The sequence below is a fragment of the Paenibacillus sp. JT31N11 genome (assembly GCF_056269285.1).
The window spans coordinates 222,825-249,123 of record NZ_JBWDNQ010000002.1 but is presented as its reverse complement, the minus strand read 5'-3'; the positions used below and the strand labels follow the sequence as shown (position 1 = coordinate 249,123).

The 26,299-nt window shown below is 50.8% G+C and carries 21 protein-coding genes and 1 pseudogene; all 22 read left to right on the top strand.

What is annotated here, in order from left to right; genetic code table 11:
- Positions 1–2 precede the first annotated feature (2 nt).
- On the top strand, positions 3–1,451 hold the full coding sequence (gene proS, locus AC0YNV_RS09080) for a proline--tRNA ligase (protein ID WP_210041134.1): 1,449 nt from the start codon (positions 3–5) through the stop codon (positions 1,449–1,451).
- Positions 1,452–1,479: 28 nt separating this feature from the next.
- Complete coding sequence (locus AC0YNV_RS09075) at positions 1,480–5,787, top strand: PolC-type DNA polymerase III (protein WP_475767692.1); 4,308 nt, start codon at positions 1,480–1,482, stop codon at positions 5,785–5,787.
- A gap of 668 nt (positions 5,788–6,455) precedes the next feature.
- Complete coding sequence (rimP, locus tag AC0YNV_RS09070; RefSeq protein ID WP_210041131.1) at positions 6,456–6,917, top strand: ribosome maturation factor RimP; 462 nt, start codon at positions 6,456–6,458, stop codon at positions 6,915–6,917.
- Positions 6,918–6,996: 79 nt separating this feature from the next.
- Positions 6,997–8,094, top strand: coding sequence for a transcription termination factor NusA (gene nusA / locus AC0YNV_RS09065; RefSeq protein WP_210041129.1), 1,098 nt, complete (start codon positions 6,997–6,999; stop codon positions 8,092–8,094).
- A gap of 59 nt (positions 8,095–8,153) precedes the next feature.
- A complete protein-coding gene (gene rnpM, locus AC0YNV_RS09060) occupies positions 8,154–8,486 on the top strand; it encodes an RNase P modulator RnpM (RefSeq protein ID WP_475767690.1) in 333 nt (110 codons plus the stop codon).
- Positions 8,431–8,802, top strand: a complete 372-nt coding sequence (locus AC0YNV_RS09055) for a L7Ae/L30e/S12e/Gadd45 family ribosomal protein (RefSeq protein ID WP_475767689.1) — start codon at positions 8,431–8,433, stop codon at positions 8,800–8,802. Before rnpM ends, AC0YNV_RS09055 begins: the two co-directional genes overlap by 56 nt.
- A complete protein-coding gene (gene infB, locus AC0YNV_RS09050; protein ID WP_475767687.1) occupies positions 8,795–11,641 on the top strand; it encodes a translation initiation factor IF-2 in 2,847 nt (948 codons plus the stop codon). The genes AC0YNV_RS09055 and infB overlap by 8 nt, the downstream gene beginning before the upstream one ends.
- Before the next feature lie 7 nt (positions 11,642–11,648).
- The gene (gene rbfA / locus AC0YNV_RS09045; protein ID WP_210041123.1) at positions 11,649–12,005 is read left to right on the top strand and encodes a 30S ribosome-binding factor RbfA; all 357 of its coding nucleotides are present in this window, start codon (positions 11,649–11,651) and stop codon (positions 12,003–12,005) included.
- Positions 12,002–12,505 (top strand): annotated as a pseudogene (locus tag AC0YNV_RS09040) (DHH family phosphoesterase); the annotation flags it as partial. The gene rbfA and the pseudogene AC0YNV_RS09040, both read left to right, overlap by 4 nt.
- 135 nt (positions 12,506–12,640) lie before the next feature.
- Positions 12,641–13,015: a DHH family phosphoesterase gene (locus AC0YNV_RS09035; RefSeq protein WP_475768399.1), complete on the top strand. Its 375-nt coding sequence runs from the start codon at positions 12,641–12,643 to the stop codon at positions 13,013–13,015.
- Positions 13,012–13,929: a tRNA pseudouridine(55) synthase TruB gene (gene truB / locus AC0YNV_RS09030; protein WP_475767685.1), complete on the top strand. Its 918-nt coding sequence runs from the start codon at positions 13,012–13,014 to the stop codon at positions 13,927–13,929. The genes AC0YNV_RS09035 and truB overlap by 4 nt, the downstream gene beginning before the upstream one ends.
- A 35-nt stretch (positions 13,930–13,964) precedes the next feature.
- Positions 13,965–14,918 (top strand): bifunctional riboflavin kinase/FAD synthetase, encoded by a 954-nt coding sequence (locus AC0YNV_RS09025; protein ID WP_475767683.1) that lies wholly within the window; start codon positions 13,965–13,967, stop codon positions 14,916–14,918.
- A gap of 190 nt (positions 14,919–15,108) precedes the next feature.
- On the top strand, positions 15,109–15,378 hold the full coding sequence (gene rpsO, locus AC0YNV_RS09020; RefSeq protein ID WP_188992490.1) for a 30S ribosomal protein S15: 270 nt from the start codon (positions 15,109–15,111) through the stop codon (positions 15,376–15,378).
- 244 nt (positions 15,379–15,622) lie between these two features.
- Positions 15,623–17,725 carry a polyribonucleotide nucleotidyltransferase gene (gene pnp / locus AC0YNV_RS09015; RefSeq protein WP_210041117.1) on the top strand — a complete coding sequence of 701 codons (2,103 nt, stop codon included), beginning with the start codon at positions 15,623–15,625 and terminating at the stop codon, positions 17,723–17,725.
- A 189-nt stretch (positions 17,726–17,914) separates the two neighbouring features.
- Positions 17,915–18,910: a polysaccharide deacetylase family protein gene (locus tag AC0YNV_RS09010; RefSeq protein ID WP_475767682.1), complete on the top strand. Its 996-nt coding sequence runs from the start codon at positions 17,915–17,917 to the stop codon at positions 18,908–18,910.
- Between the two features lie 272 nt (positions 18,911–19,182).
- Complete coding sequence (locus AC0YNV_RS09005) at positions 19,183–20,448, top strand: M16 family metallopeptidase (protein WP_210041113.1); 1,266 nt, start codon at positions 19,183–19,185, stop codon at positions 20,446–20,448.
- Positions 20,429–20,872: a dUTP diphosphatase gene (gene dut, locus AC0YNV_RS09000; protein ID WP_475767680.1), complete on the top strand. Its 444-nt coding sequence runs from the start codon at positions 20,429–20,431 to the stop codon at positions 20,870–20,872. Before AC0YNV_RS09005 ends, dut begins: the two co-directional genes overlap by 20 nt.
- Before the next feature lie 254 nt (positions 20,873–21,126).
- On the top strand, positions 21,127–22,026 hold the full coding sequence (gene dpsA, locus AC0YNV_RS08995; RefSeq protein WP_210041109.1) for a dipicolinate synthase subunit DpsA: 900 nt from the start codon (positions 21,127–21,129) through the stop codon (positions 22,024–22,026).
- Complete coding sequence (locus AC0YNV_RS08990; protein WP_210041107.1) at positions 22,023–22,616, top strand: dipicolinate synthase subunit B; 594 nt, start codon at positions 22,023–22,025, stop codon at positions 22,614–22,616. Before dpsA ends, AC0YNV_RS08990 begins: the two co-directional genes overlap by 4 nt.
- A gap of 173 nt (positions 22,617–22,789) precedes the next feature.
- On the top strand, positions 22,790–23,827 hold the full coding sequence (locus tag AC0YNV_RS08985; RefSeq protein ID WP_475767678.1) for an aspartate-semialdehyde dehydrogenase: 1,038 nt from the start codon (positions 22,790–22,792) through the stop codon (positions 23,825–23,827).
- A 76-nt stretch (positions 23,828–23,903) separates the two neighbouring features.
- The gene (gene dapG, locus AC0YNV_RS08980) at positions 23,904–25,118 is read left to right on the top strand and encodes an aspartate kinase (RefSeq protein WP_475767676.1); all 1,215 of its coding nucleotides are present in this window, start codon (positions 23,904–23,906) and stop codon (positions 25,116–25,118) included.
- 31 nt (positions 25,119–25,149) lie between these two features.
- Positions 25,150–26,028, top strand: coding sequence for a 4-hydroxy-tetrahydrodipicolinate synthase (gene dapA, locus AC0YNV_RS08975; RefSeq protein WP_475767674.1), 879 nt, complete (start codon positions 25,150–25,152; stop codon positions 26,026–26,028).
- Positions 26,029–26,299: the final 271 nt, after the last annotated feature.

Below are 26,299 nucleotides of genomic sequence, written 5' to 3'. Positions count from 1 at the left end.
TTATGTCGAAAGAGAAGCAGTTTGTCACGGAGATTACGCCGCAGGGCGAGGATTTCTCCAGATGGTATATTGATGTCATCAAAAAGTCTGAATTAATGGACTATTCCCCGGTGCGGGGCTGTATTGTGTTCCGCCCGGATGGTTTTGAAATTTGGGAGCATATGAAGGACGAGCTTGACCGCAGGTTCAAAGAAACGGGTCATCGCAACGCTTATTTTCCCATGCTGATACCCGAAAGCTTTTTCCAAAAAGAGAAGGAGCATGTAGAGGGCTTTAACCCTGAGCTTCCATGGGTAACGGAGGCCGGAGGGGAAAAGCTGGAAGAGAGACTGGCCATCCGGCCGACCTCCGAGACCATTATCGGTCATATGTATGCCAAATGGGTGCAATCCTATCGCGACCTGCCGCTGCTCATCAATCAGTGGGCGAATGTTGTGCGCTGGGAGAAAAGGACGCTTCCTTTCCTGCGGACAACGGAGTTCCTTTGGCAGGAAGGCCACACCGCCCACGAAACGGAAGAGGAAGCAAGAGCCGAGACGGATCAAATGCTGGGTATCTATAAGGACTTCGCGGAGAACTTCCTGGCGATCCCTGTTATCGTTGGACAAAAAACGCCTTCGGAGAAGTTTGCCGGTGCGGTTGATACCTATTCCATCGAAGCGATGATGAAGGACGGGCGCGCGGTCCAGGCAGGAACCTCGCATTATCTGGGCACTAATTTTGCCGTTGCCTTTGATATCAAATACTTGGACCGTGAAAATACACAGCAGTTTGCACATACGACTTCTTGGGGCATGACGACCCGAATGATCGGCGCGCTCATTATGGTCCATGGCGACGATCGGGGACTGGCGCTTCCTCCGAAGGTAGCGCCAACCCAGGTCGTGATGATCCCGATCGGACCGCCGAAGACGCGGGAGCAGGTTGTCGGCCGTGTAGACGAGCTGTACAAGGAACTGAAAAAGGCTGGCGTCCGGGTTAAAGTGGACGACCGCAGCGATGTTAGTCCCGGCTGGAAATTCAATGAATATGAAATGCGCGGTGTGCCGCTGCGTCTGGAACTTGGGCCTCGCGACATGGAGAATGGACAAGTTGTTCTGGTTTCCCGCTTGACCGGTGAGAAGAGAATGGTTGCTCAAGCCGATCTTGTGGTTGAAGTGGAACGCATGCTTGCCGAGATTCAAAGCGGCATGCTTGAGCGGGCGAAGCAGTTCCGTGCGGATCATTCCTATTCGGTCGAAACGCTGGATGAGATGAAGACGCTGATGGAAGAGAAGCGCGGCTTCGCGCTTGCCGGCTGGTGCGGCTCGGAAGCCTGTGAGAAACAGGTCAAAGAAGAGACCGGCGCTACAAGCCGCAATATTCCGTTTGAGCCTTTTGAGCATAAAACCAAATGTCTCGTTTGCGGAGACAAGGCGCAGCATACGGTTGTATTTGCCCGCGCTTATTGATTGTTTGACTTGAATAGGGGAGGAAACGATGAGCCAAACCGGGGAAAAGCGGCATCGCTTTGAGCTGATGATGAAGCAGGCTGAGCTGCCGCAGCAACTGACCGATGAGCATTTTGGGGACGGATATATCGACAAAGTGATCGTAAGCCGGAGCAACCGGGAGTGGACGTTTTGCATACGCAAAACGTCTTTGGTTCCTCTAGCGGCTTTTGGCGTTTTTTGCCGGACCATTCAATCCAAGTTCGCCCATCTTGCAGATGTCTCCTTCTGCTTCACGTATGAAGAAGGGGTAAAGACCGATGAGCTCCTGATTGAATATTGGCCGGCATTTGTAGAATGGGTTCAGAAGCATAATGCTTCGGTAAACGGCTGGCTGGGCAAGGCCCGGCTGGAGGTAGAGAACGGGCTTGCTACGCTTGCGCTGCTTGACGACATGGGACTTGAACTGGCGCGCAAGAAGAAGATTGATGAAATGGCCGTGCAGTTTTTTGAGGATCAATTCGGCCGGAACTGCAGGGTGAAGTTATCAGTTGGCGTAAAGAATCAGGAAGCCTATGAGCAATTCGCCCAGAGGCGTGATCTGGAAGAGCGTGAAGTAATCCAGCAGATGATGACAAGCGCCGCCGCGGAAGCTCCTGAGGTGGCGGAAGGCGATGTGCGGCTGGTCGTCGGCTACGATATCCGTGAGGAACCGGTTCCGATTATGAATATCCTCGAGGAGGAGAAGAAGGTCACCATACAGGGAACTGTCTTCGGCCTTGAAGTGAAGGAGCTTCGTAACGGCAGCACGCTGTTTACTTTTAATGTAACCGACTTTACAGACTCTATCGCGGTGAAGATGTTTGCCAAGACGAAGGACGATGTGAAAGTTCTCAGTCAGCTTTCCAACGGCAAATGGATCAAAGCGCGGGGACGCGTTGAATATGACCGGTTCATGCAGGAACCGGAGCTTGTGATGATGCCTTCAGATCTTCATGAAGTGGTTTCACCCAAGGAAGCCAAGGATGACGCCGAGGAGAAGCGTGTCGAGTTTCATCTTCATTCCACAATGAGTACAATGGACGCTGTTACCCCTATTGATGTTTACATCAAGCAGGCAGCAAAATGGGGACATAAGGCGATTGCGATTACCGATCATGGAAACGTGCAGTGCTACCCGGAGGCGGCGAAGGCGGCCAAGAAGCATGGGGTCAAGGTGTTGTTCGGGTTAGAAGCCAATGTTGTCAACGATGCGATACCTATGGTGATGAACTCGCGTGAAGAAGCCATGCAGAGCGCTGTCTATGTAGTATTCGATATCGAGACGACGGGACTTTCAGTTGTTAATAATAAAATCATTGAGCTGGCCGGCGTGAAAATGCAGGACGGCAAGGAAATTGGCCGTTTCTCGACCTTTATCAATCCTCATGAAGCCATTCCTTATAATATTCAGCAGCTGACCAATATTACGAACGAGATGGTACAGGATGCTCCTGAGCTGGCACCCAAGCTGCGGGACTTCATCGAATTTGTCGGTGATGCTGTACTTGTCGCGCACAATGCAAGATTTGATATGGGCTTTATGCAGGCGGCCTGCAAACAGAACGGATTCCCGGAATTTAAGAATCCCGTGCTGGATACGCTCGAGCTTGCCCGTTTTCTCCATCCGGCGATGAAGAACCACAGGCTGAATACGTTGGCCGATAAATATAAAGCGAGTCTGGAAAGCCATCACCGGGCGATCGATGATTCCATCGCGCTGGGCGGCATCCTGTATGGATTGATTGGCGATGCAGCCAAACGAAATGTGACCGGCTTACATATGCTCAATGATTATGTTGGACTCGATTTGTCAAATATGAGGCCGTTCCACTGCTGTATATATGCGCTTAATGCAGTCGGCAAGAAAAACATGTTCAAGCTGATCTCCCTGTCGCATACGGAGCATTTTAAGCGGGTTGCCTCTATTCCCAAAAGCAAGCTCTCCGAGCTTCGTGAAGGGCTCTTGATTATTTCGGGCTGCGAGAAGGGTGAGTTCTTCGAGGCGGTTATGAATAAATCGCTGGAGGAAGCGGAGGAAGTGGCGCGATATTACGATGTGCTGGAAATTCAGCCTGTCGGCTTCTATATGCATTTGGTCGACAAGGGCTTTGTTGCCAGCCGTGCCGAAATCGAACAGGCTTTGCGCCGCGTTTGCGAGATCGGCGATAAGCTGGGCAAGCCAGTAATCGCCACTGGCAATGTGCATTATTTACTGCCAAGGGAAAAGCTGTTCCGCGATATTACGATCCATGGAATTACGGGTTTTAGCCCGCTTAAAGATATTCGCAAGCCTGATGCCCATTTAAGGACGACCAGGGAAATGCTGGAGGAGTTCGCCTTTCTCGGAGAGGCGAGGGCATTTGAGGTTGTGGTCAGAAATACTTCGGAGCTTGCCGACCGCTTTGAGTCGTTTGATATGTTCCCGGAAAAACTGTTCACCCCCATCATCGATGGGGCGGATGAGGAAATACGCAGCAAATGCTACGATACGGCCAAACGGCTGTATGGGGAAGAACTGCCGGATGTCGTCGTCCAGCGTCTGGAGAAAGAGCTTGTGCCCATCATTAAATTCGGTTTCTCAGCCAACTACCTGATATCCGAGCGTTTGGTCAAAAAATCGAATGAAGACGGGTATCTCGTCGGTTCTCGGGGATCGGTAGGATCATCGGTTGTGGCCACTTTCCTCGGGATATCCGAGGTAAACCCGCTTCCTGCGCACTACAGCTGCCTGGACGAGGCCTGCAAATACAGCGAATGGTTCCTGGACGGGAGCTACCCGAGCGGTTTTGACCTGCCGGACAAAAAATGTCCCAATTGCGGCAAGCCTCTCAAGGGGGAAGGCCAGGATATTCCGTTCGAAACCTTCCTTGGCTTCAAGGGCGATAAAGTACCCGATATCGATCTTAACTTTTCCGGTGAATACCAGCCTATTGCCCATAATTACACCAAGGAGCTGTTTGGTCCGGAAAACGTGTTCCGGGCAGGAACGATCGGTACGATCGCGGAGAAGACGGCATACGGCTATACCAAGAAGTATGAGGAAGATCATGGCAAGAAGTGGCGCGGCGCCGAGATTCTGCGTTTGGCCGGGGGCTTTACCGGGGTGAAACGGAGCACGGGCCAGCATCCAGGCGGGATCGTAGTTGTGCCGGATTACATGGAAGTGGAGGAAGTCACTCCGGTTCAGTATCCTGCCGACGATACGGGCTCCGAGTGGAAAACAACGCACTTTGATTATCATGCCTTCGAGAGCAATCTGCTCAAGCTTGATATACTCGGGCACGATGATCCGACCATGATGAGGATGCTGCAGGATTTAACAGGCGTTGATCCGACAACTATACCAATGAACGATCCGAAGGTCATGAGCATGTTCAATTCCTCGGAAGCGCTTGGTGTCTCAGCCGAGAAAATCCGGACCCCGGTAGCTACATATGGCGTTCCGGAGATGGGCACCAAATTTGTCAGACAAATGCTGGAGGAGACGAAGCCGTCGTCATTTGCCGATTTGCTCCAAATATCCGGCCTGTCGCATGGAACCGGTGTTTGGCTCGGCAATGCCCAGGAGCTGATCAAGAACCGTACCTGCACGATCAAGACGGTTATCGGCTGCCGGGATGACATCATGCTTTATTTGATCTATAAAGCGGGTATGGATGCAGGGCTTGCGTTCAAGATTACGGAAAGCGTGCGGAAGGGCAAGGGACTGACGCCGGAATGGATCGAGGAAATGAAGAACTGCAAGGTTCCCCAGTGGTATATTGATTCTTGTCTGAAAATCGAGTATATGTTTCCGAAGGCGCATGCCGCCGCCTATGTTATATCCGCTGTCAGAACGGCCTTTTTCAAACTTTATTATCCAATTGCCTATTATGCCACCTATTTCACCGTTCGTGCGGAGGATTTCGATCTGGAGCTGCTCTGTCAAGGCTATGACGCGATTTTGCGCAAGTTGATTGAAATCGAGCAAAAGGGTTTTATAGCGACGCCCAAGGAGAAAGGATCCGTATCGCTGCTTGAGATGGCGCTTGAGATGACGGCACGCGGCTTCTCGTTCAAGCCGATTGATCTTTACCGCTCGGACGCCACGAAATTTATCGTTGAGGATCGTTCAATTATTCCGCCGTTTGCGGCCATTGCCGGTATCGGGGACAATGCGGCCCGAAACATTGCTGCTGCGCGGGAGTCAGGCGAATTTCTCTCCGTGGAAGACTTTCAGCAGAAGTCCAAGGCATCCAAAACGATCATTGAAGTGCTCGGAACAATGGGCTGCTTCCGCGGCCTTCCGGAATCGAACCAGCTGTCCTTATTCTAAAATATTCTGGAGATTGCAACGGTACAATGCCAGTGTTTCCAAGAGTGTATGTAATTCCTTTGTTGTCACCACATCATGGTTATGGTATAATCTTTCTGGCAATGCTGATGATACGACTTTTTCGCAGAAGAGTGGGGAAACCCACTCTTTACGTTTTGTCAATAGCTTTTTGCGCTTACGATTAACCGATTGGCCGGTATGATATCGGCCAACAGTTATAGCATTTTTTACGTGCAACTGAATTGCATATGTGCGCAATTAACAGTTGCCGATGCGGCCCCTGGATTGCTTGTATATGCAATTGGCAGTTGCAAAGTTTGACTGACAACTGGGCTGCATAAACAGCAGCTGGCAGTTGCGGATTTGGACTGACAACTGGGCTGCATAAACAGCAGCTGGCAGTTGCAGAATTTGGACTGACAACTGGGCTGCATAAACAGCAGCTGGCAGTTGCAGAATTTGGACTGACAACTGAGCTGCATAAATCGGCAGCTGGCAGTTGCAGAATTTGGACTGACAACTGAGCTGCATAAATCAGCAGCTGGCAGTTGCAGAATTTGGACTGACAACTGAGCTGCATAAATCAGCAGCTGGCAGTTGCAGAATTTGGACTGACAACTGAGCTGCATAATCAGCAGCTAGCAGTTGCAGTGGGGGGTACATCATTTTTGAGCACTGCGAAAATCAAAACCGTCATCGAAGAAATGGTTCAGCCCTTTTTTGACGAACATGGATTTGAGCTTGTTGATGTGGAATATGTGAAGGAAGGCAGCAACTGGTTTCTTCGCATCTTTGTCGACAAGGAAGGCAACATCGATATTGATGAATGTGGACGAATCAGCGAGTTTATAAGCGAGAAGCTTGACGAGAGCGATCCGATTACCGAGGCTTATTTTCTCGAAGTATCGTCGCCCGGCGCGGAAAGACCGCTTAAGAAGCCTCAAGATGTCAGCAAAGCAATCGGCAAGCATGTGTTTGTTACAACCTATGAGCCGGTAAGCGGAGCCAAAGAGTTTGAGGGTACGCTTCTTTCGTTTGACGGTGAAGAAGTTGTCATTGATATGGGCAAAAAGAAGTACACCATTCCATATGCGAAAGTGGCAAGCGCCCGTTTGGCCATCGTTTTCTAATAACGATAGCCGCGCATCTGGTTTATAACTGGTATGACCTAACCACATGGTACGATTCGAAAGGGGGAACTCATTTCCAATGAGCATGGATTTTATAGAAGCACTGTCGGAAATCGAGCGGGAAAAGGGAATAAGCAAAGATATTTTAATAGAAGCGCTGGAAGCTGCTCTTATTTCCAGCTACAAACGCAATTTTAACACCGCCCAGAACGTGAGGGTTGATATTAACCGGTTTACCGGAGTGATTAAAGTCTACGCCCGCAAGACGGTTGTGGATGAGGTTTTCGATCCGCGCCTGGAGATTTCGGTTGAAGCATCCCGCGAGCTGAACCCGCATTACCAGCTGGATGATATTGCCGAAATCGAAGTGACGCCGCGTGACTTTGGACGCATTGCCGCACAAACGGCCAAGCAAGTGGTAACCCAGCGTATCCGCGAAGCGGAGCGGGGGCTCATTTACAATGCGTTTATCGATAAAGAGGAAGATATCGTCAACGGTATCGTACAGCGTCAGGATGTGCGCAATTTGTTCATTGATCTGGGCAAAGTTGAAGCTGTGCTGCCGCTTACCGAGCTGATGCCGACAGATAAATTCAAGCATGGCGACCGCGTCAAGTCGTTTATAACCAAGGTTGAGAACACGACAAAAGGACCGCAAATCTTTCTTTCACGTACGCATCCGGGATTGCTTAAGCGTCTGTTTGAGCTGGAAGTGCCGGAGATCTATGATGGCGTTGTGGAAATCCGTTCAGTGGCCAGGGAAGCGGGCTTCCGCTCGAAGATAGCCGTTCATTCGCGCAATGACGAAGTGGATCCGGTTGGTTCCTGCGTAGGTCAAAAAGGGATGCGCGTGCAAATGATTGTGACGGAGCTCAAAGGCGAGAAGATCGACATCGTCAGGTGGTCGGACAGCGTGGAAGAGTATGTGGCGAATGCACTCAGTCCTTCCAAAGTGCTGGAAGTTATCGTATACGAGCAGGAAAAGATGGCGCGTGTCATTGTGCCGGACTATCAACTATCGCTCGCCATCGGCATTAAAGGACAAAACGCCCGGTTGGCAGCCAAGCTGACAGGATGGAAAATCGATATAAAAAGCGAAACGCAAGCCGAGCAGGAATATGGTCGCCCGAAATCTGCAATGAGCACCATGCATCAGGATTCCGTCTCCGTCGACTAGCGTAAGCTTTATACGGCGTTTGCTGTTTGAAGCGCCTGACGCCACAGGAGGGATGGAAAATGAGACCCAGAAAAATTCCACTGCGCAAATGCGTGGCTTGCCAGGAAATGAAGCCCAAAAAGGAATTAATTCGCATTGTCCGTACTCCGGATGAGCGGATATTGATTGATTTGAAGGGCAAACAGGCAGGACGCGGCGCATACTTGTGCGGCAAAGTCTCCTGTTTCAAGCTGGCGAAGAAGACCAAGGCGCTCGACCGTGCTCTTAAACAACCTGTTGGGATGGACATTTACGATCAGCTTGAACAGGATTTTATTGCCGTGGAGGACCGCTTTAATGCGGAAAAAGATCGGATGGATGATGAAGATGATGATGATGATTCCCAGGCATAAGGCGCTGTCGTCGCTGGGTATGGCGATGCGTGCAGGAAAAGTCATTTCCGGCGATGAGATCGTACTAAAGGCGGTTCGCCAAGGCAAAGCAAAGCTTGTCATTGTGGCCGGCGACGCTTCGGATAATACAAAGAAGAAATTCCAGGACAAGTGCGGAACTTACAATGTGAAGATGGTGGAGCTGTTTGACCGAATCACGCTGGGAGAATCAATCGGCAAGTCGGAGCGGGTGATCATTGCCGTGACGGAAGCGGGGTTCTCCAAGATAATTATACAAAGCTTAACCCAACCTTCGGAGGTGGAGTATATTGACTAAACAAACAGACAGTAAGGACAATAAAGATAAATTAAGGGTTTATGAATACGCAAAATCACTTAATATGAGCAGCAAAGAAATCATCACGATTTTGAAGCGTCTCAATCTGCCGGTCAACAACCATATGAGTGTTATGGAGAATGAAATGGTAGGTAAAGTCGAGGGTTTTTTCCGCGACATCAAATCCAATGCGGCTGCCAAACGCGCCCAGGAGAATGCGACAGTATCGGCAGCGGCACAATCCACTAACCGTCCAGCCCAACCGCAGCTTGAGCGCAAGCCGCAGCAGAACAGCTTGCCTGCCCAGCCGCAGAATGCGGGAGCGGCGCAACAAGGCTCCACAGACCAGTCAGATGCCAACAAAAATACAAACCAGGAACGACAGGGGAATATGAACATAACCAGACCAAGTACGCCAACAGCCAGCACGAACCAGTCGCAACCGTCGCAACAGCCGCAGCAGTCTAGTCAGCCGCAGCAATCCCAGCAACCACAACAGCAGCGTCCATCTTCCTATCAAGGCAATAACCCGCGTCCAAGCGGCCAAGGCCAAGGTGGTCAGCGTCCATCCGGCGGTCAAGGAAGCAGCCAGGGCGGCCAGCGCCCAAGCGGCCAAGGCGGTCAGCGTCCATCCGGCGGTCAAGGAAGCAGCCAGGGCGGTCAGCGTCCGAGCGGCCAAGGCCAAGGCGGTCAGCGTCCATCCGGCGGTCAAGGAAGCAGCCAGGGCGGTCAGCGTCCGAGCGGCCAAGGTCAAGGCGGTGGACAACGTCCGTCAGGTCAAGGCAGCAGCGGCGGCCCGGGAGGCCAGCGTTTCGGTCAGAGCAGCGGAAGCAGCACAGGCGCACAAGGCAGCGCGCGTTCCAATACGCCGCCGCAGAACCGTGGTACACAAGGGCGTGCATTTGACTCCCGTCCGGCACCGGGCTCGGATGACAGAGGAGGCGCGAAGAAGAAACCTGGCGGTCCTGGAGCAGGCGGCAAACGGTTTGACGACAGCCGATCCAGCAATTTCAAAGGCAGCCGCGGCGGCAAAAACCAGCGCGGACGTGGAAACCAGCAGCAGGAACGCAGAGAGAAAATCGACAATACGCCGAAGAAAATCATTGTACGCGGTACAATGACGGTAGGCGATCTGGCCAAATTGCTTCATAAGGATGCATCTGAAGTCATCAAGAAGCTGATCGTTCTGGGTGTCATGGCAACCATTAACCAGGAGGTCGATCTCGACACGGTTCAACTGATCGCCAGCGAATACGGTGTAGAGGTTGAAGTGAAGATTCCGGTTGAAGAGGATGCTTTTGAAACGTTTGAAGAAACGGATGAAGCAGAGGATCTGGAATCCCGTCCACCGGTTGTTACGATCATGGGTCACGTCGATCATGGTAAAACAACTCTGCTCGATGCCATTCGCCATACTAGCGTAACCAGTGGCGAAGCAGGCGGTATCACCCAGCATATCGGTGCTTATCAAGCCGAAATCAATCACAAGAAAATAACCTTTCTCGATACACCGGGCCACGAAGCGTTCACGCTCATGCGGGCACGGGGTGCGCAGGTAACGGATATTACCATTATCGTAGTTGCAGCTGATGATGGCGTTATGCCGCAAACGGTAGAGGCAATCAACCATGCCAAGGCTGCAGGCGTGCCGATCATTGTAGCGGTTAACAAAATCGATAAACCGGATTCCAACCCTGACAAAATCAAGCAGGAGCTGACTCCGTACGAGCTCATCCCGGAAGAGTGGGGCGGCGATACGATATTTGTTAATGTATCGGCCAAACAGCGCATCGGACTTGAAGAACTGCTGGAAATGATCCTGCTCGTTGCTGAAGTGAACGACTACAAATCGAACCCCAACAAACGGGCTCGCGGTACCGTTATTGAAGCCGAGCTGGATAAAGGAAAAGGACCGGTAGCACGTATTCTCGTGCAGCACGGCACATTGAAGGTCGGCGATGCCTTCGTAGCAGGCAACTGCTTCGGACGCGTTCGCGCCATGGTTAATGATAAAGGCAGACGGCTGAAGGAAGCCGGACCGAGTACGCCTGTGGAAATTACGGGCTTGACTGAGGTTCCGCTTGCCGGCGATCCGTTCCTCGTGTTCGAGGATGAGCGCAAAGCAAGAGCAATCGCCGACCGCAGAGCGATCAAACAACGTGAATCCGAGCTGGGTGCCAACTCGCGCGTAACGCTTGAAGATTTGTATAAACACATTGTTGAAGGTGAAATCAAGGACCTGAATGTCATCATCAAGTCCGATGTTCAAGGTTCTTCCGAAGCCCTCAAAGGCTCGCTTGCGAAGATCGATATTCAAGGCGTCCGCGTCAAAATCATTCACAGTGGCGCAGGTGCGATTACCGAATCCGATATTAATCTGGCTTCCGCTTCCAATGCGATTGTAATCGGGTTTAACGTAAGACCTGAGCCGCAGGCGCTTGCGACAGCTGAGCAGGAAAAGGTTGATATTCGTCTCCACAGCATTATTTACAATGTTATCGACGAAATTGAGCATGCTATGAAGGGGATGCTGGATCCGATATTCAAGGAAGTCGTTATCGGCCAGGCGGAAGTCCGCAATATCTTCAAAGTCAGCAAAGTGGGTACGATTGCAGGTTGTATGGTTACTTCGGGGAAAATTGCCCGATCTGCAAAAGCCCGCTTGATCCGCGGCGGAATCGTCGTATTCGAGAGCGAGATCGAATCGCTCAAACGCTTCAAGGATGATGCCAAGGAAGTTGCGCAGGGCTATGAATGCGGAATTACGCTTGAGCGGAACTTTGAACTCAAAGAAGGCGACGTGATCGAGGCCTACGTTATGGAAACAGTAGAGAGGTGATTGACCTATGGCGAAGGTTCGCGTAGGACGTGTAGGTGAACAAATCAAGAAAGAGCTGAGTACACTTATCCAGATGGAGCTTAAAGATCCGCGGATCGGCTTTATCACCGTTACCGGGGTTGAAGTGACAGGCGACTTGTCGCAGGCTAAAGTGTATTTAAGCGTACTGGGCAATGATGAGCAAAAGGAAGAAACGCTCAAAGCTTTGGCACGCGGCACCGGCTTTTTACGGTCGGAACTGGGCAAAAGAATCCGTTTTCGTCATACGCCCGAGCTGCTGTTTAAATTCGACAGCAGCATTGAGTACGGGAGCCGGATTGAATCCCTGCTCGAACAAATCAATAGCGGCAGCGGTGGCAAATGATCGCGGGGCAAGCAGCAGCTTTCCCGGCTGATTATACCAGGCAGCTGGACCAGGCTCTGCAATTCCTTCAAGGGGCAGACCGGTTTCTGATTGTTTCACATGTTCAGCCTGACGGTGATGCCATCAGCTCCACGCTGGTGGCAGGCTGGATTCTGCGTCAGCTTGGCAAGCAGTACGTCATGATGAATGAGGGAGCTGTGCCGGTAAGACTTGATTTTATGGAACAATCGGCTGCTGTTATTAATTTGAGCAAAGAGCAGCCTCTCTCAGAAACATACAACCGGATCATCGCGGTCGATTGTGCCGATTTTCGGCGCATCGGCCTCGTATCCGGTCTATTTGCCGAAGGGGCTAAGCTCCTCAATATTGACCATCATCCTACGAATGACGCATTTGGGGCGATTAATCTGATTCGCACGGATGCAGCGGCAACTGTTGAGATCTTATACGATTTGATTATCCATGCAGGATTTGCGCTTGATTCTGAGGCGGCAACAGCTATTTATACCGGATTGCTGACGGATACGGGCGGCTTTCGTTACTCCAATACAAGCCCTTATGTGATGCAGGTGGCTTCGCAGATGCTGGCGATTGGCATTCCCAGTCATTCTATTGCAGACCGGTTGCTGGAACGTATGACCAAACCGCAGCTTCTGCTGCTGCAGCGCGGGCTCAGCAGGCTGATGTTCTCCGATGACAGCCAGATTGCCTGGCTTTATATCGCATATGAAGATATGGCGGAAACCGGAGCGATAGGCGATGATCTGGAAGGCCTGGTGAACTACGCGCTCAATGTAGAAGGCGTTGAGGTTGGCGTGTTGTTCAAAGAAACCGCAGATGGAAACGTCAAGGTAAGCATGCGTTCCTCCGGTAAAGCGGATGTTGCGGCTATCGCCAAATCATTCGGAGGCGGCGGGCATATCAGAGCAGCCGGCTGTCAGCTTGAGGGGCCCCTTTCAGCTGCAATGACTAAACTGGTGAATGCGGTCAGTGAGGCGTTGGCCCAATGATGGAGGGAATTCTACCTGTTTGGAAGCCGGCTGGATGGACCTCTCATGATGTTGTTGCCAAGGTAAGAGGGATACTCCGTGTGAAAAGAATTGGTCATGCCGGCACGCTTGACCCTCAGGTTACCGGCGTCCTGCCGCTTTGTATCGGACGCGCAACGCGTGTCGTTGAATATGTCCAGGAGCGGCCAAAAGCCTATGAGGCTGTTCTGCAGCTTGGTTTGGCGACAGATACGGAGGATTTGACAGGCGCTATCATCTCGCAGATGGACAACATTACCATTGATGAATCGGAGATACGCCGTACACTGGCCTCCTTCGTAGGCGAGATTATGCAGGTTCCACCGATGTATTCAGCCGTTCGGGTCGAGGGGAAGCGACTTTACGAGTTGGCCCGGGAGGGCCATATCATAGAACGCCAAGCGCGTCCCGTAACCATTTATCGGCTTGAGCTGCTTGAGCTTGAGCTTGGAATGGCGCATCCCCGGATCCGTTTTTCCGTTCAATGCTCCAAAGGCACCTATATCCGCACCTTGTGCGTGGATATCGGTAAAGCGCTGGGAGTTCCTGCGGTTATGGCTGAACTTACACGCACGCTGTCAGGCGGGTTCACGCGGGAGCACTGTCTGACGATGGAAGAGATTCAAAAGCTGCATGTCGCGGGAGAACTCGAGTCTAAACTGCTGCCGGCTGACTCGGCGCTGAGCCATCTGCCCAGCGGTTCAGTAAATGCAGCTACCGCTCAGCATGCTTTTCAAGGCAAGCGTATTCCGTTACAAAATATTCAGACGCTGCAGCGTATAGATGACCAGTCGTTAGTTTGTCTATATCGTGATGACGGATTGTTTCTTGGTTTATTTGAAGCAGATAAGGACACAGGCTCGTTGAAAGCGGTCAAAGTATTTACGTCCGTTTAAAATGAAGTGAAGCTCATAAAGCAGGTGTGACGGCAGTGAAAATAATCTCATTACAATATCCGGTTCAATCCTCTGAGCCCGCAAAATCAGCCCTTCCCAAGACGCTTGCCATCGGTTATTTCGATGGTGTCCACAAGGGGCATCAGAATGTCATCCGCCGCTCTGTCGAAGCTGCACGCAGTACAGGCATTGAGGCTGCAGTAATGACCTTTTACCCGCATCCGAAGGAAGTGCTGGGGCAGGGCGATCAATATGTGAATGGCCTCACTCCATTAGAGGAGAAGATCAACCGTTTCCGTTCCCTCGGTGTGGATGTCGTGTATATCGTTCAATTCGACCTGGAATTCTCCGCAGTAACGCCGGATGAATTTGTCGAGCATGTGCTGCGTCCGCTGCAGGTCAAGAAGGCAGTCGTCGGTTTTGATTTTGCATTTGGATCCCGGGGTGCGGGAAAAGCGGACACGCTTGTCGCACTTGGCGATCCGGATATCGCTGTGGAAATCGTAGAGCCGCTCATGATCGACGGCAAAAAAGTCAGCAGTACCCTTATCCGCGAAGCGCTGGCAGAAGGCAAGCTGGAAATGGCCGAGCATTTCCTCGGGGAACCCTATCATGTACAGGGAACTGTCGTCCATGGTGAAGGCAGAGGCAGCAAGATCGGATTTCCGACCGCCAACCTGGATCCGGAAACGGCTTATGTGGTTCCCCGTCAGGGTGTATATGCCATCATGGCGGAAGTGGACGGAGAGCGGATTCCCGGTGTATTGAACATCGGAGTGAAGCCAACCTTCCATGAGAATCTGACACAACCGGTCATGGAAGCCCATTTATTTGACTTTGACGGCGACCTCTACGGCAAGTCGATTGCGATCCATTTTATTTCTTTTCTCCGCACAGAGAAGAAATTTAATTCGATTGATGAGCTGGTTGGTCAAATTCATGCCGATGCCGATAAGGCCAGAACGATTTTGTCCCAAGGGCAGCGTTAGTCTATCATCGTCTCATAAATAACCCTGCTCCATTTACTTTATATGGGCGATTATGATATACTTCTAGTCGTTGCGGAGAGATGATGCATTTTTGCACATCGCATAAGCGGCAAGAACCTTGGCTTGGCCTGCTCGATCTCACCGACGGCGGCGAGGCTAATGGCGATTAAGATAAAGGAGGTGAACAAGGATGGCACTTACTCAAGAACGTAAGAATCAATTGATCGATGAGCACAAAACCCATGCGAACGACACCGGTTCTCCGGAAGTTCAAATCGCTATCCTGACGCAAAACATCGTCAATTTGACAGACCATCTTCGGGTGCACAAGAAAGATCATCACTCCCGTCGCGGCCTGCTCAAAATGGTCGGTCAACGTCGTAAGCTGTTGGCATATCTGAAAAACAAGGATGTACGACGCTACAGCGCATTGATCGAAAGACTCGGCTTGCGCCGATAAAAGATGCGAGGATAAAAGCAACCTGGTTGTCCAGCCGTCCGGGGTTCCGGTTTGGCTGCTCCGGGTTGCTTTTTGTAAATGTAACGGTATTTTGTATATAACCTCTCAAGAAACTTGCCCCATTTCTGTTATCCCAAAAAGTCTTCTTGCAGCAGGAGAACCTATATAGCTGTCGAATGAAAATCTAATAGACCATGCAGCCCGGCCCTTTATTGGCCTACCAGTTGCAGTGAGGAGGGATTCAATGTTACAACGTGTAGAAATGACGTTAGGCGGACGCCCGCTCGTACTTGAGACGGGTCGACTTGCCAAGCAGGCAAACGCAGCAGTTACGGTTAAATACGGTGAAACTGTCGTACTCTGTACGGTCGTGGCGTCCAATGAACCTAAGCCGCTCGATTTTTTCCCGTTAACCGTCAATTATGAAGAACGTTTATATGCGGTCGGTAAAATTCCCGGAGGATTCATCAAGCGGGAGGGACGTCCGAGCGAGAAGGCCATTCTTTCCAGCAGGCTGACAGACCGTCCGATTCGCCCATTGTTTCCAGACGGATTCCGCAATGATGTGCAGATCGCCAATATCGTGATGAGTGTGGACCAGGATTGCGCTCCGGAAATCGCAGCCATGATTGGAACATCCGCAGCCTTGACGATTTCGGATTTGCCGTTTAACGGACCGATTGGCGGCGTCATTGTAGGTCGCATCGACGGGGAGTTTATCATCAACCCTACGGTTGAGCAGGAGAAGAAAAGCGAGGTTTATGTAGTCGTTTCCGGTACGAAGGATGCCATCATGATGGTTGAGGCGGAAGCGAATGAAGTGCCGGAATCGATTATTCTGGAAGCAATCATGTTCGGCCATGATGAGATCAAGAAAATCGTTGCGACGATAGAAGAACTCCATGGTTTGGCTGGTAAAACAAAAATGGAAGTCAAGCTGCACGCCAGTGATGAGCAAGTGAACGCAGCGGTTCGCGCTTTTGCGTCGGCCCGTCTGGTCGAAGCTGTCCGCATTATTGAGAAGCACGCCAGACAAGAAGCAATTGACCTTGTCAATGCTGAGACTGTTGCTCATTTCGAAGAGCAGTATGCTGATACACCGGAGCTTCTTGGCGATGTGAAAGAAGTCCTCTACGATATTGTCAAGGAAGAAGTAAGGCGTCTGATCACGCATGATAAAGTACGTCCGGATGGACGGGCATTGAGTGAAATCCGCCCTATCGATTGCGATGTTGCTATCCTGCCGCGCACACACGGATCGGGATTATTCACGCGCGGCCAAACGCAGGCGCTTAGCATTTGTACGCTTGGACCGCTTGGAGATGTACAGATACTCGACGGTATCGATTTGGCTGAAACCAAACGCTTCATGCACCATTATAATTTCCCTCCATTTAGCGTAGGCGAGGCTAGACCGCTTCGTCCGCCGGGACGTCGTGAAATCGGACATGGTGCGCTTGGAGAGAGAGCCTTGTCGAAGGTCATACCTTCGGAAGCGGAGTTCCCTTATGCGATTCGTCTGGTGTCTGAGGTGCTGGAATCCAACGGTTCGACAAGCCAGGCGAGTATTTGCGCAAGCACGCTGGCAATGATGGATGCAGGGGTACCGATTAAAGCGCCTGTTGCGGGTATTGCAATGGGACTGATCAAGGACGGAGACCATTTCGCGATCCTCAGCGATATCCAGGGTATGGAAGACCATCTCGGGGATATGGACTTCAAGGTAGCTGGAACAGCCAAAGGCGTTACCGCGATTCAAATGGATATCAAGATTGACGGTATTGACCGTGCTATTCTTGAGGAATCACTTGAACAGGCGCGTCAGGGGCGCATGCACATTCTTGGCAAAATGCTTGAGGTTATGCAGCAGCCGCGCAAAGAATTGTCCCCTTATGCTCCTAAAATCGTGATTATGAATATTCACCCGGACAAAATCCGTGATGTTATCGGTGCCGGCGGTAAAGTCATTAACAAAATCATTGACGAAACCGGCGTAAAAATCGATATCGAACAGGATGGCACTGTCTTTATCGCCTCCTCGAACGCGGAAGCCATTGATCGGGCCAAACAAATCATTGAAGGCATTGTCCGCGAGGTAATTGTCGGCGAGATTTATTTGGGAACGGTCAGACGCATCGAGAAATTCGGCTGCTTCGTCGAAATTTTACCGGGTAAGGATGGACTGGTGCATATTTCGCAGCTGTCGACTGAGCGTGTCGCCAAAGTTGAGGATGTCGTCAAAGTCGGCGATCAAATCACAGTTAAAGTGACGGAAATCGATCAGCAAGGACGCGTTAATCTTTCCCGTAAAGCAGTTCTGACGGCCGAGGCTCCTGCTCAATCGTAACAAGTATACTCACAAACCAATAATTTTTGGATATTCAAGAAGAGAGCCAGATTTCATCTGTCTCTTTTTATTTTGTACATAATATCAGCCGTAATAAAGAAACATCGTCTAGCAGCTCTGTTCTTCTACACCTCTTACATATTGTGGACCAAGCCATAATATGATGAATAAGAAGGGTGGGACAAAGCGATGAAGCTGAAGAAAGCGATCATAATGACGGTTTTCATGTGTGCGCTGCTGCTGATTTTCGGGTTAAGCGGTGATTTATCGGCCTACCTGGCTGAATTGAAACAGGGAAAGGCTGCTACAGCTTTGGGAATTGATATTTCCTCAGATTCTGTCAGGCAGCAGTTGAAGGACGCTATAGAGAAGGAAGCTGTCAAACGCCGCATTGCCCCTGTTGATGCCAGGCTTGACCGCGTATGGAAGGCGATTCCGGGTTATAACGGGCTAGAGGTTGATGTGGATCAAACCTATCGGCTGATGCGCGATGCGCCGGAAAACAGCCCGATCCGTTTCATGTATAAGGAAATTTCCCCAGCGATCAGCCTGGAGCAGTTGGGAAGACAGCCGATCTACAAGGGTAATCCCAATAAGCCGATGGTAGCGCTTATGATCAATGTAGCGTGGGGCAATGAGTTTCTTGAACCGATGCTCAAGACGCTTGAGGAGCAAAATGTAAAGGCGACCTTCTTCTTCGATGGGTCGTGGCTGAAAAAAAATACCGACATGGCCCGTCTGATTCAATCCAAGGGGCATGAGCTGTCCAATCATGCCTATTCTCATCCTGATATGAGCAAGCTTGACCGGCAATCCGCTTACAATCAAATCGCCAAAACGGAAGCGCTGCTGAAGTCAACCTTCAATGTGTCCAATGTGTGGTTTGCGCCGCCTTCCGGGGATTTTAATCAGATAACAATCGAGGTGGCGGCGGAGCAGGGGTTGAAAACGGTGCTTTGGACCCTCGACACTGTGGATTGGCAGCATCCTCCGGCCGCATCGATCGTGAACAAAATCCGGACCCGTGTCGAACCGGGATCACTGATTCTCATGCATCCCACCGATTCTTCAAGTCAGGCGCTGCCGGGTATAATTGCCGCAATCAGGCAGAAAGGACTTTCCTTAGGGACGGTCAGCGAAACATTATCCCCCAAGCGGGTGCATTTAGTTGAGGCGGGGCCTTAATTTTGTTATAGTGAAATCACTGATTTTGGCGATATGAACGAGTACTGCGCTTACGAAGTGATTTTTCTGCTTTGCAGAGAAGTAATTCACGAAGAAAGCAGAAAACTCAAAGCGAATGCTTACGAAGCCAGTTTTGCAAGCAAAACTTAAGATTATGCTTACGAAGTGATTTTTCTGCTTTGCAGAGAAGTAATTCACGAAGAAAGCAGAAAACTCAAAGCGAATGCTTACGAAGCCAGTTTTGCAAGTAAAACTCTTTAGGAGGAAAATAAGTGAACAATTATACACTCAGCAACGGGATGCGGGTCGTGGTGGAGTACATACCAACCTTTCGTTCCGTGGCTTTCGGGATATGGGTTAAGACAGGTTCGCGTAATGAGACGCCAGTCAATAACGGAATTTCCCATTTTATTGAGCACATGCTTTTTAAAGGAACAGCCAGACGAAGCGCGAAGGACATTGCCGATTTGTTTGATGGCATAGGCGGCAATATCAATGCTTTCACAGCCAAAGAATATACATGCTATTACGCCAAGGTGCTGGATCAGCATCTTCCTATCGCGGTTGATGCTTTGGCAGATATGTTCTTTGAATCGGTGATGGACGCCGGTGAATTAAGCAAAGAGAAGAACGTCATTCTTGAGGAAATATCCATGTACGAGGATACGCCTGATGACAAGGTGCATGATGAAGCATCACGCGCTTCTTACGGAGACCATCCGCTTGCCTACTCGATTCTTGGGCTGGAGGAGCGTCTGAATGCCATGGATGGCGATACACTCCGCGGCTATATGCGCGATCATTACCGGATCGACAACACTGTAATCAGTGTCGCGGGCAACGTCGAGGAAGGTCCTCTGCTTGAGCTGCTGGAGAAGCAGTTCGGCGGATTTAAGAATAAAGGCTCGGAAAGCATTCTGGAAGCACCTGACTTTAACGGCCAATATTTATTTCATAAGAAAAAAACAGAGCAAAACCATATCTGCCTGACCTTTCCCGGGTGCTCGATCGCCGACCCTCAGCTGTACGCGATGATTCTGCTGAACAACGCGTTGGGAGGCGGAATGAGCTCCAGGCTTTTTCAGGAAATTCGCGAGAAACGCGGTTTGGCTTATTCGGTGTACTCGTATCACTCCTCCCATGCGGATAGCGGCTTGTTTACGATTTATGCCGGAACCGCACCGAAACAAACGAAGGAAGTGCTCGATCTCACGCTGGAGCAATTGCATGACTTGGCAGCCAAGGGCCTCTCCGACAGCGAGCTGCATCGGGGCAAGGAACAGCTCAAGGGCAGTTTGATCCTCAGTCTGGAAAGCACAAGCAGCCGAATGAACCGGCTGGGGAAGAACGAGCTTATGATCGGCCGTCATTACACGCTTGATGAGATGCTGCTACGGATCGATTCTGTGCAAATGAGCGATATTCAAGCCGTTACCAAGCAAATGCTCTCCGTTCCGTTTGCGGTAGCAATGGTAGGATCCAATGATAAAGCGGCTTCCGCTCTCGGGAGGGATAGTCTTGTTTCAAGTATTGTTTAAACGATTGCCGGGCAATGAAGAACTGGTGCTTCCCCGCAGGATGTCGGAATTAGCAGCGGGATTTGACCTGCAGGCGGCTGTTGATGAACCCGTGACACTCGCTCCAGGCGAACGCAAGCTTATTCCGACAGGTTTCTCAATGGCCATGCCGGCGGAGCTTGAAGCCCAGATCCGCCCGCGCAGCGGCCTGGCATACAAGCATGGAATCACCTGCCTGAATTCACCCGGAACGATTGACGCTGATTATCGGGGAGAAGTAAAAGTGCTTCTCGTCAATCTCGGGAAGGAACCATTCGTCATCGAGCGGGGGGAGCGGATTGCTCAAATGCTGTTTCAGATTGTGCCGGCAATCAAAATTACGGAAGCAGAGGAATTGCCGGATACGGTTCGCGGAGCAGGCGGCTTCGGCCACACCGGAGTTTAACATAACTCGATATTCATCCGATTCATATTATAAATATTACGGCCATAATAAACCCGGTGCGGATGCATCGGGTTTTTTTGCCTGTTTTCGCCTTTAGTATCGGCAATGTGCCAGGCCTTGGTACTTTCAAACCAATACGAAAACCTCAAATGGCGCATTTTCCTTTTCACCCCTTTTGGGCCTTGGCATAAGATAATCTATATCCGAGGATTCGAATGTCGTAACGGATGAAGGGAGAAAGGAGTGATACCCTTATGCTGACAGGGGTTCAGGTCGTGCTGCTGGGTGGCGATGCCAGACAGCTTGAGGTTATCCGCAAGCTGACGGAGCTGGATGCGGCTGTAACGGTTGCCGGATTTGATCAGCTTCACACCCCGCTGGATGGAGCAGTACACGCTGAATTGAGCGCTGATTTATTTCCAGGCGCCGATGCGCTTGTGCTCCCGGCGGTCGGGACCGATGATGACGGAACGATTCCGGCTGTTTTTAGCGACCGCGAGCTTATTTTGACGGAAGAACATATTGCTCTTTTGCCAAAACACTGCAAGGTTTATACAGGTATGGCGAAGCCATATTTACGTGAGGCTTGCCAGAGACAGTCTATCGCGCTGGTTGAGCTTTTCGATCGTGACGATGTGGCGATTTACAATTCAATCCCGACAGCCGAAGGCGCCGTAATGATGGCGATTCAACATACGGACATTACCATCCACAGCTCATCCTGCATGGTGCTGGGTATTGGACGGACGGGAATGACGATGGCCCGGACGCTCCAGGGACTAGGGGCAAAAGTAAAGGTTGGCGTAAGAAGGGAAGAGCATTTTGCAAGGGCCTTGGAGATGGGTTTTGAGCCTTTTTATATCACGGATTTGCAGCAGCATGTGAGTAATATTGACTTGCTTTTTAACACAATTCCGACTATGATAGTCACAGCGCAAATTATAGCGAATTTGCCTTCGCGAGCGGTCATTATCGACCTCGCTTCCAAGCCGGGCGGAACGGATTTTCGCTTCGCTGAGAAGCGGGGCATTAAAGCGTTGCTCGCCCCCGGTCTACCAGGTATCGTCGCACCGAAAACCGCTGGACGCATCATTGCGGATTGTTTGAGTCGGTTGATTACGGAAGATACCAGGCAACGGGGGAATGCGCAATGAAATGGCAGGGTAAAACGGTAGGCTATGCCTTATCCGGTTCACATTGTACGTTTGCGGAAGTAATGCCGGTCATCCAGCGATTTGTTGATGAAGGTGCGAATGTCGTTCCGATTGTGACTCAAACACTTATGACGACAGACACCCGTTTCGGCACTTCGGAGGATTGGCAGCGGCAGTTGAAGATGATTACGGGCAATGATATTATTTCGACTATTGTAGAGGCTGAACCGCTGGGTCCCTCAAAGCTCCTTGATGTGCTGGTTATTGCACCGTGCACAGGAAATACTACGAGCAAGCTTGCCAATGCAATGACAGACAGTCCCGTACTAATGGCTGCCAAAGCCCAGATGCGTAATCTGCGGCCGCTCGTGCTGGCCATTTCCACTAACGACGGGCTCGGACTGAATGCGGCGAATATCGCCAAATTGCTTGTTTGCAAAAATGTTTATTTTGTTCCATTCGGGCAAGACAATCCGGTGCAAAAGCCGAATTCGCTTGTAGCCAAGATGGATTTGATACCAGAAGCCTGCGAAGCGGCTCTTCAAGGTAAACAGCTGCAGCCGTTATTGATTGACCGTTCCCTGGGATAAGCAGGAATGGCCGATGGCAGCTCGATTATAGAATATTTATATTCCCATCCGATATTTATTTCTATAAGCTGCGAGGGAAGAGGAAGAGATCTTTCCTCCAAGTTTCTTCCGGTATTTTAGTATGCAATTGGAGCAATCCTTGACATAAGTTTCATTTTGAGAGGAGACGACATATGTCGAATCAAAAATTGTTTAACGTTGCCGTAGTTGGGGCAACAGGCGCAGTAGGAGAACAAATTATAGGTCTGCTTGAAAAACGGAATTTTCCGGTTGCCGCGCTAAAGCTGCTTTCATCCGCACGCTCAGCCGGTACGAAGATTATGTTCAAGGGTCAGGAGCATACAGTGGAGGAAGCAACGCCGGAGAGCTTTAAAGATGTGGAGATCGCATTATTCAGCGCTGGCGGCGATGTGACGAAGGCGCTTGCCCCTCATGCAATCGAGCATGGGGCGGTCTGCATCGACAATACGAATGCCTTCCGGATGGATCCCGACACTCCGCTTGTTGTGCCGGAAGTGAACATTGATAAAATAAGCGAGCATAAAGGTCTTATTGCAAATCCTAACTGTTCAACCATTCAGATGGTTGCCGCGCTTAAACCGCTGCTGGACCGTTACGGCATCTCCCGTATTATTGTCTCGACGTATCAGGCCGTATCCGGAGCTGGAAGCCGGGCTATAGAAGAGATGCTGCGCCAGACGCGCGAGGTGCTTGACGGCAATGAGCTTGTTCCGGATATTTTGCCGGTTGGCTCGCTCCCGGTCAAACATCAAATCGCCTTTAATGCAATCCCGCAAATCGATAAATTTCAGGATAATGGCTATACGCTGGAAGAGATGAAGATGATTCGGGAAACCAAAAAAATTCTGGGGGACGATTCGATTGAGGTAACGGCGACCTGCGTGCGCATACCCGTTGTCTACGGCCACTCGGAATCCGTTTATGTTGAATTAAAGAATGATTACGACCTTGAAGATGTCAAAAAGCTGCTGGGAGACGCCCCAGGCGTTATTCTCGTAGATGATCCAGCCAATCAGCTCTACCCGCTGGCGACGGATGCTGCCGGTAAGCCGGATGTATTCGTCGGTCGTCTGCGTCGTGATTTTGGCTCCTCCCGCGGTCTCAATATGTGGATCGTTTCCGACAATCTGCTCAAAGGCGCAGCATGGAACGCAGTTCAAATTGCGGAATATATCGCAATCGGCAAATAATAGGATAAGCAGCATGGGCAGCTGGTCAAACATGAATGATCCGGCATCTAAAAAGTGCGGATACGGAGGTTTGACAATGGGCATCCTCGTCCAGAAATTCGGTGGAACCTCGCTTTCCACCGGGGAAGCAAGAGACTTTGTGCTTCGTCATATCGAAAGAGAGCGGCAACGACAGCATCAGCTTGTCGTTGTCGTCTCTGCTATGGGGCGTCAGGGTGATCCTTACGCGACGGACACGCTGCTCTCGCTTCTCCCCGATCATGGAGCGGGTTTGCCGGCCAGGGAGCGTGATATGCTTCTTGGCTGCGGCGAAATCATATCGGCAGCTATGCTTTGCGGACTTTTACGTGCACACTCGGTACCTGCTGTTGCTTTGACAGGGGGTGCGGCTGGTATTTTGACCGATAATCAATTCGGTCGTGCACGAATTGTCGAAATACGTACGGAGCGAATACTCCAATTTTTGCAGGACGGCAATGTAGTGATCGTCACCGGATTTCAGGGAATGACGGAAGCCGGTGAGACAACAACGCTGGGACGTGGGGGCAGCGATACTTCAGCCACCGCGATAGGTGCCGCCTTGAAGGCGGAAAGAGTCGATATCTATACCGATGTCAACGGCATATTAACGGCTGATCCGCGCCTGGTGGCGGATGCGCGCCCGATTCCGATTGTCGGTTATACGGAAATTTGCAATATGGCCCGGCAAGGAGCCAAAGTGATTCATCCCCGTGCCGTTGAAATTGCCCAGCAGGCCCGGATCCCGCTTCGCGTCCGTTCAACCTTCTCGGAGGATGAAGGGACATTGGTGACCGACACATTGAATCTCGCTCAGTCCGCGACGGTTCGCGACCGCTATGTAACAGGCGTAGCTCATGTTAGCGGAGTTACGCAAATTACGGTTCATGCGCAGGACGGGCATAATGATGTTCAGCTTCAGGTATTTCAGGCGATGGCGCGGCATCATATCAGTGTGGATTTTATTAATGTGACACCTGGTGGAGCGGTTTATACGGTTTTTGATCAGGATGCCCGGCAGGCGGTTGCGGTTTTGCAGGCGATTGGATATGCACCGATCGCAGTTAGCGGCTGCGCCAAAATATCTGTAATCGGCGGGGGAATGAACGGTGTTCCCGGGATTATGGCCAAAATCGTGGAGGCGCTAACAGCTCAGGGAATTCCGATTCTGCAATCGGCCGATTCCAACACTACGATATGGGTGCTGGTGAGCGAGAGTTTCATGGTAGACGCCTTAAGGGCCCTGCATGCGAAATTTTCGCTGCACGAATAAATGTTTGAAACGATGTTTAGGAGGAGTCATAATGGATTTCGGAAGATTGGTTACCGCCATGGTAACTCCGTTCGATGCGGAAGGAGCGGTTGACTGGGAAGCGACCGGCCGCGTTGTCGATTATTTGATTGATGAACAATTGAACGACAGCATCGTGGTTTCCGGAACCACCGGGGAATCACCGACGCTGACGGATGATGAGAAAATTGCTTTGTTCAAATACGTTGTCAAGCGCGCTAACGGCCGCTGCAAGGTCATAGCGGGAACCGGCAACAATGATACAGCCCACTCCCTTCAAATGACCCAGCTTGCTGAGCAATGCGGCGTAGATGGCGTTCTGCTCGTGGTTCCTTACTACAACCGGCCAAGCCAAGAAGGCATTTACCAACACTTTAAATGTATTGCCGAGGGCACTTCGCTGCCGGTTATGCTTTATAATGTTCCAGGCCGCACGGTCGTGAGCATGACAGCCCAAACGACGCTGCGTCTGGCGCAGATACCTAATATCGTGGCAACCAAGGAATGTGCATCGACAGATCAGGTGACTCAAATAGCTGCTGCAGCTCCTGAAGGCTTCCGGGTGTACAGTGGCGATGATGGAGCGGGACTTCCAATGATGTCTGTCGGCGCATATGGTATCGTCAGCGTAGCCAGCCACATTATCGGCCGTGAAATGAAACAGATGATTGAGTCCTTCGTCAACGGAGACGTTGCGGGAGCTGCCAGGATTCACGCATCCTGTCATCCGATTTTCAAAGGCTTGTTTGAACTGCCGCATCTCGTTCCCAATCCGGTTCTGGTCAAGTCAGCACTGGCGATTCGCGGCATTCCTGTCGGCGGAGTGCGCTTGCCGCTCGTGGGACCTACGGAAGAAGAGCTAGCTGCTCTTCGTGAGTTATTGAATTCTTGAGTTGCTTGCAGCTCTTTATGCAGCACTCACCAAAAACCGGTGCGTTTGCATCGGTTTTTTTTGACGTATATATAGGTATAACATCGGGAAGAAGCTAACTTCGACGCCGGAGAGTGGCGAGAGCCGGTTCTTCCTGCATACATGATCTAAAGTAATCATGACGTGAGTCCGGACAGATAAACGTCCTGTTTAACCTATATTTTCTAACAGTTCTTCGCCTTTACTTGTGTTTCATAAATTCAATCATGTATAATGGGGACAAGTGATGGTG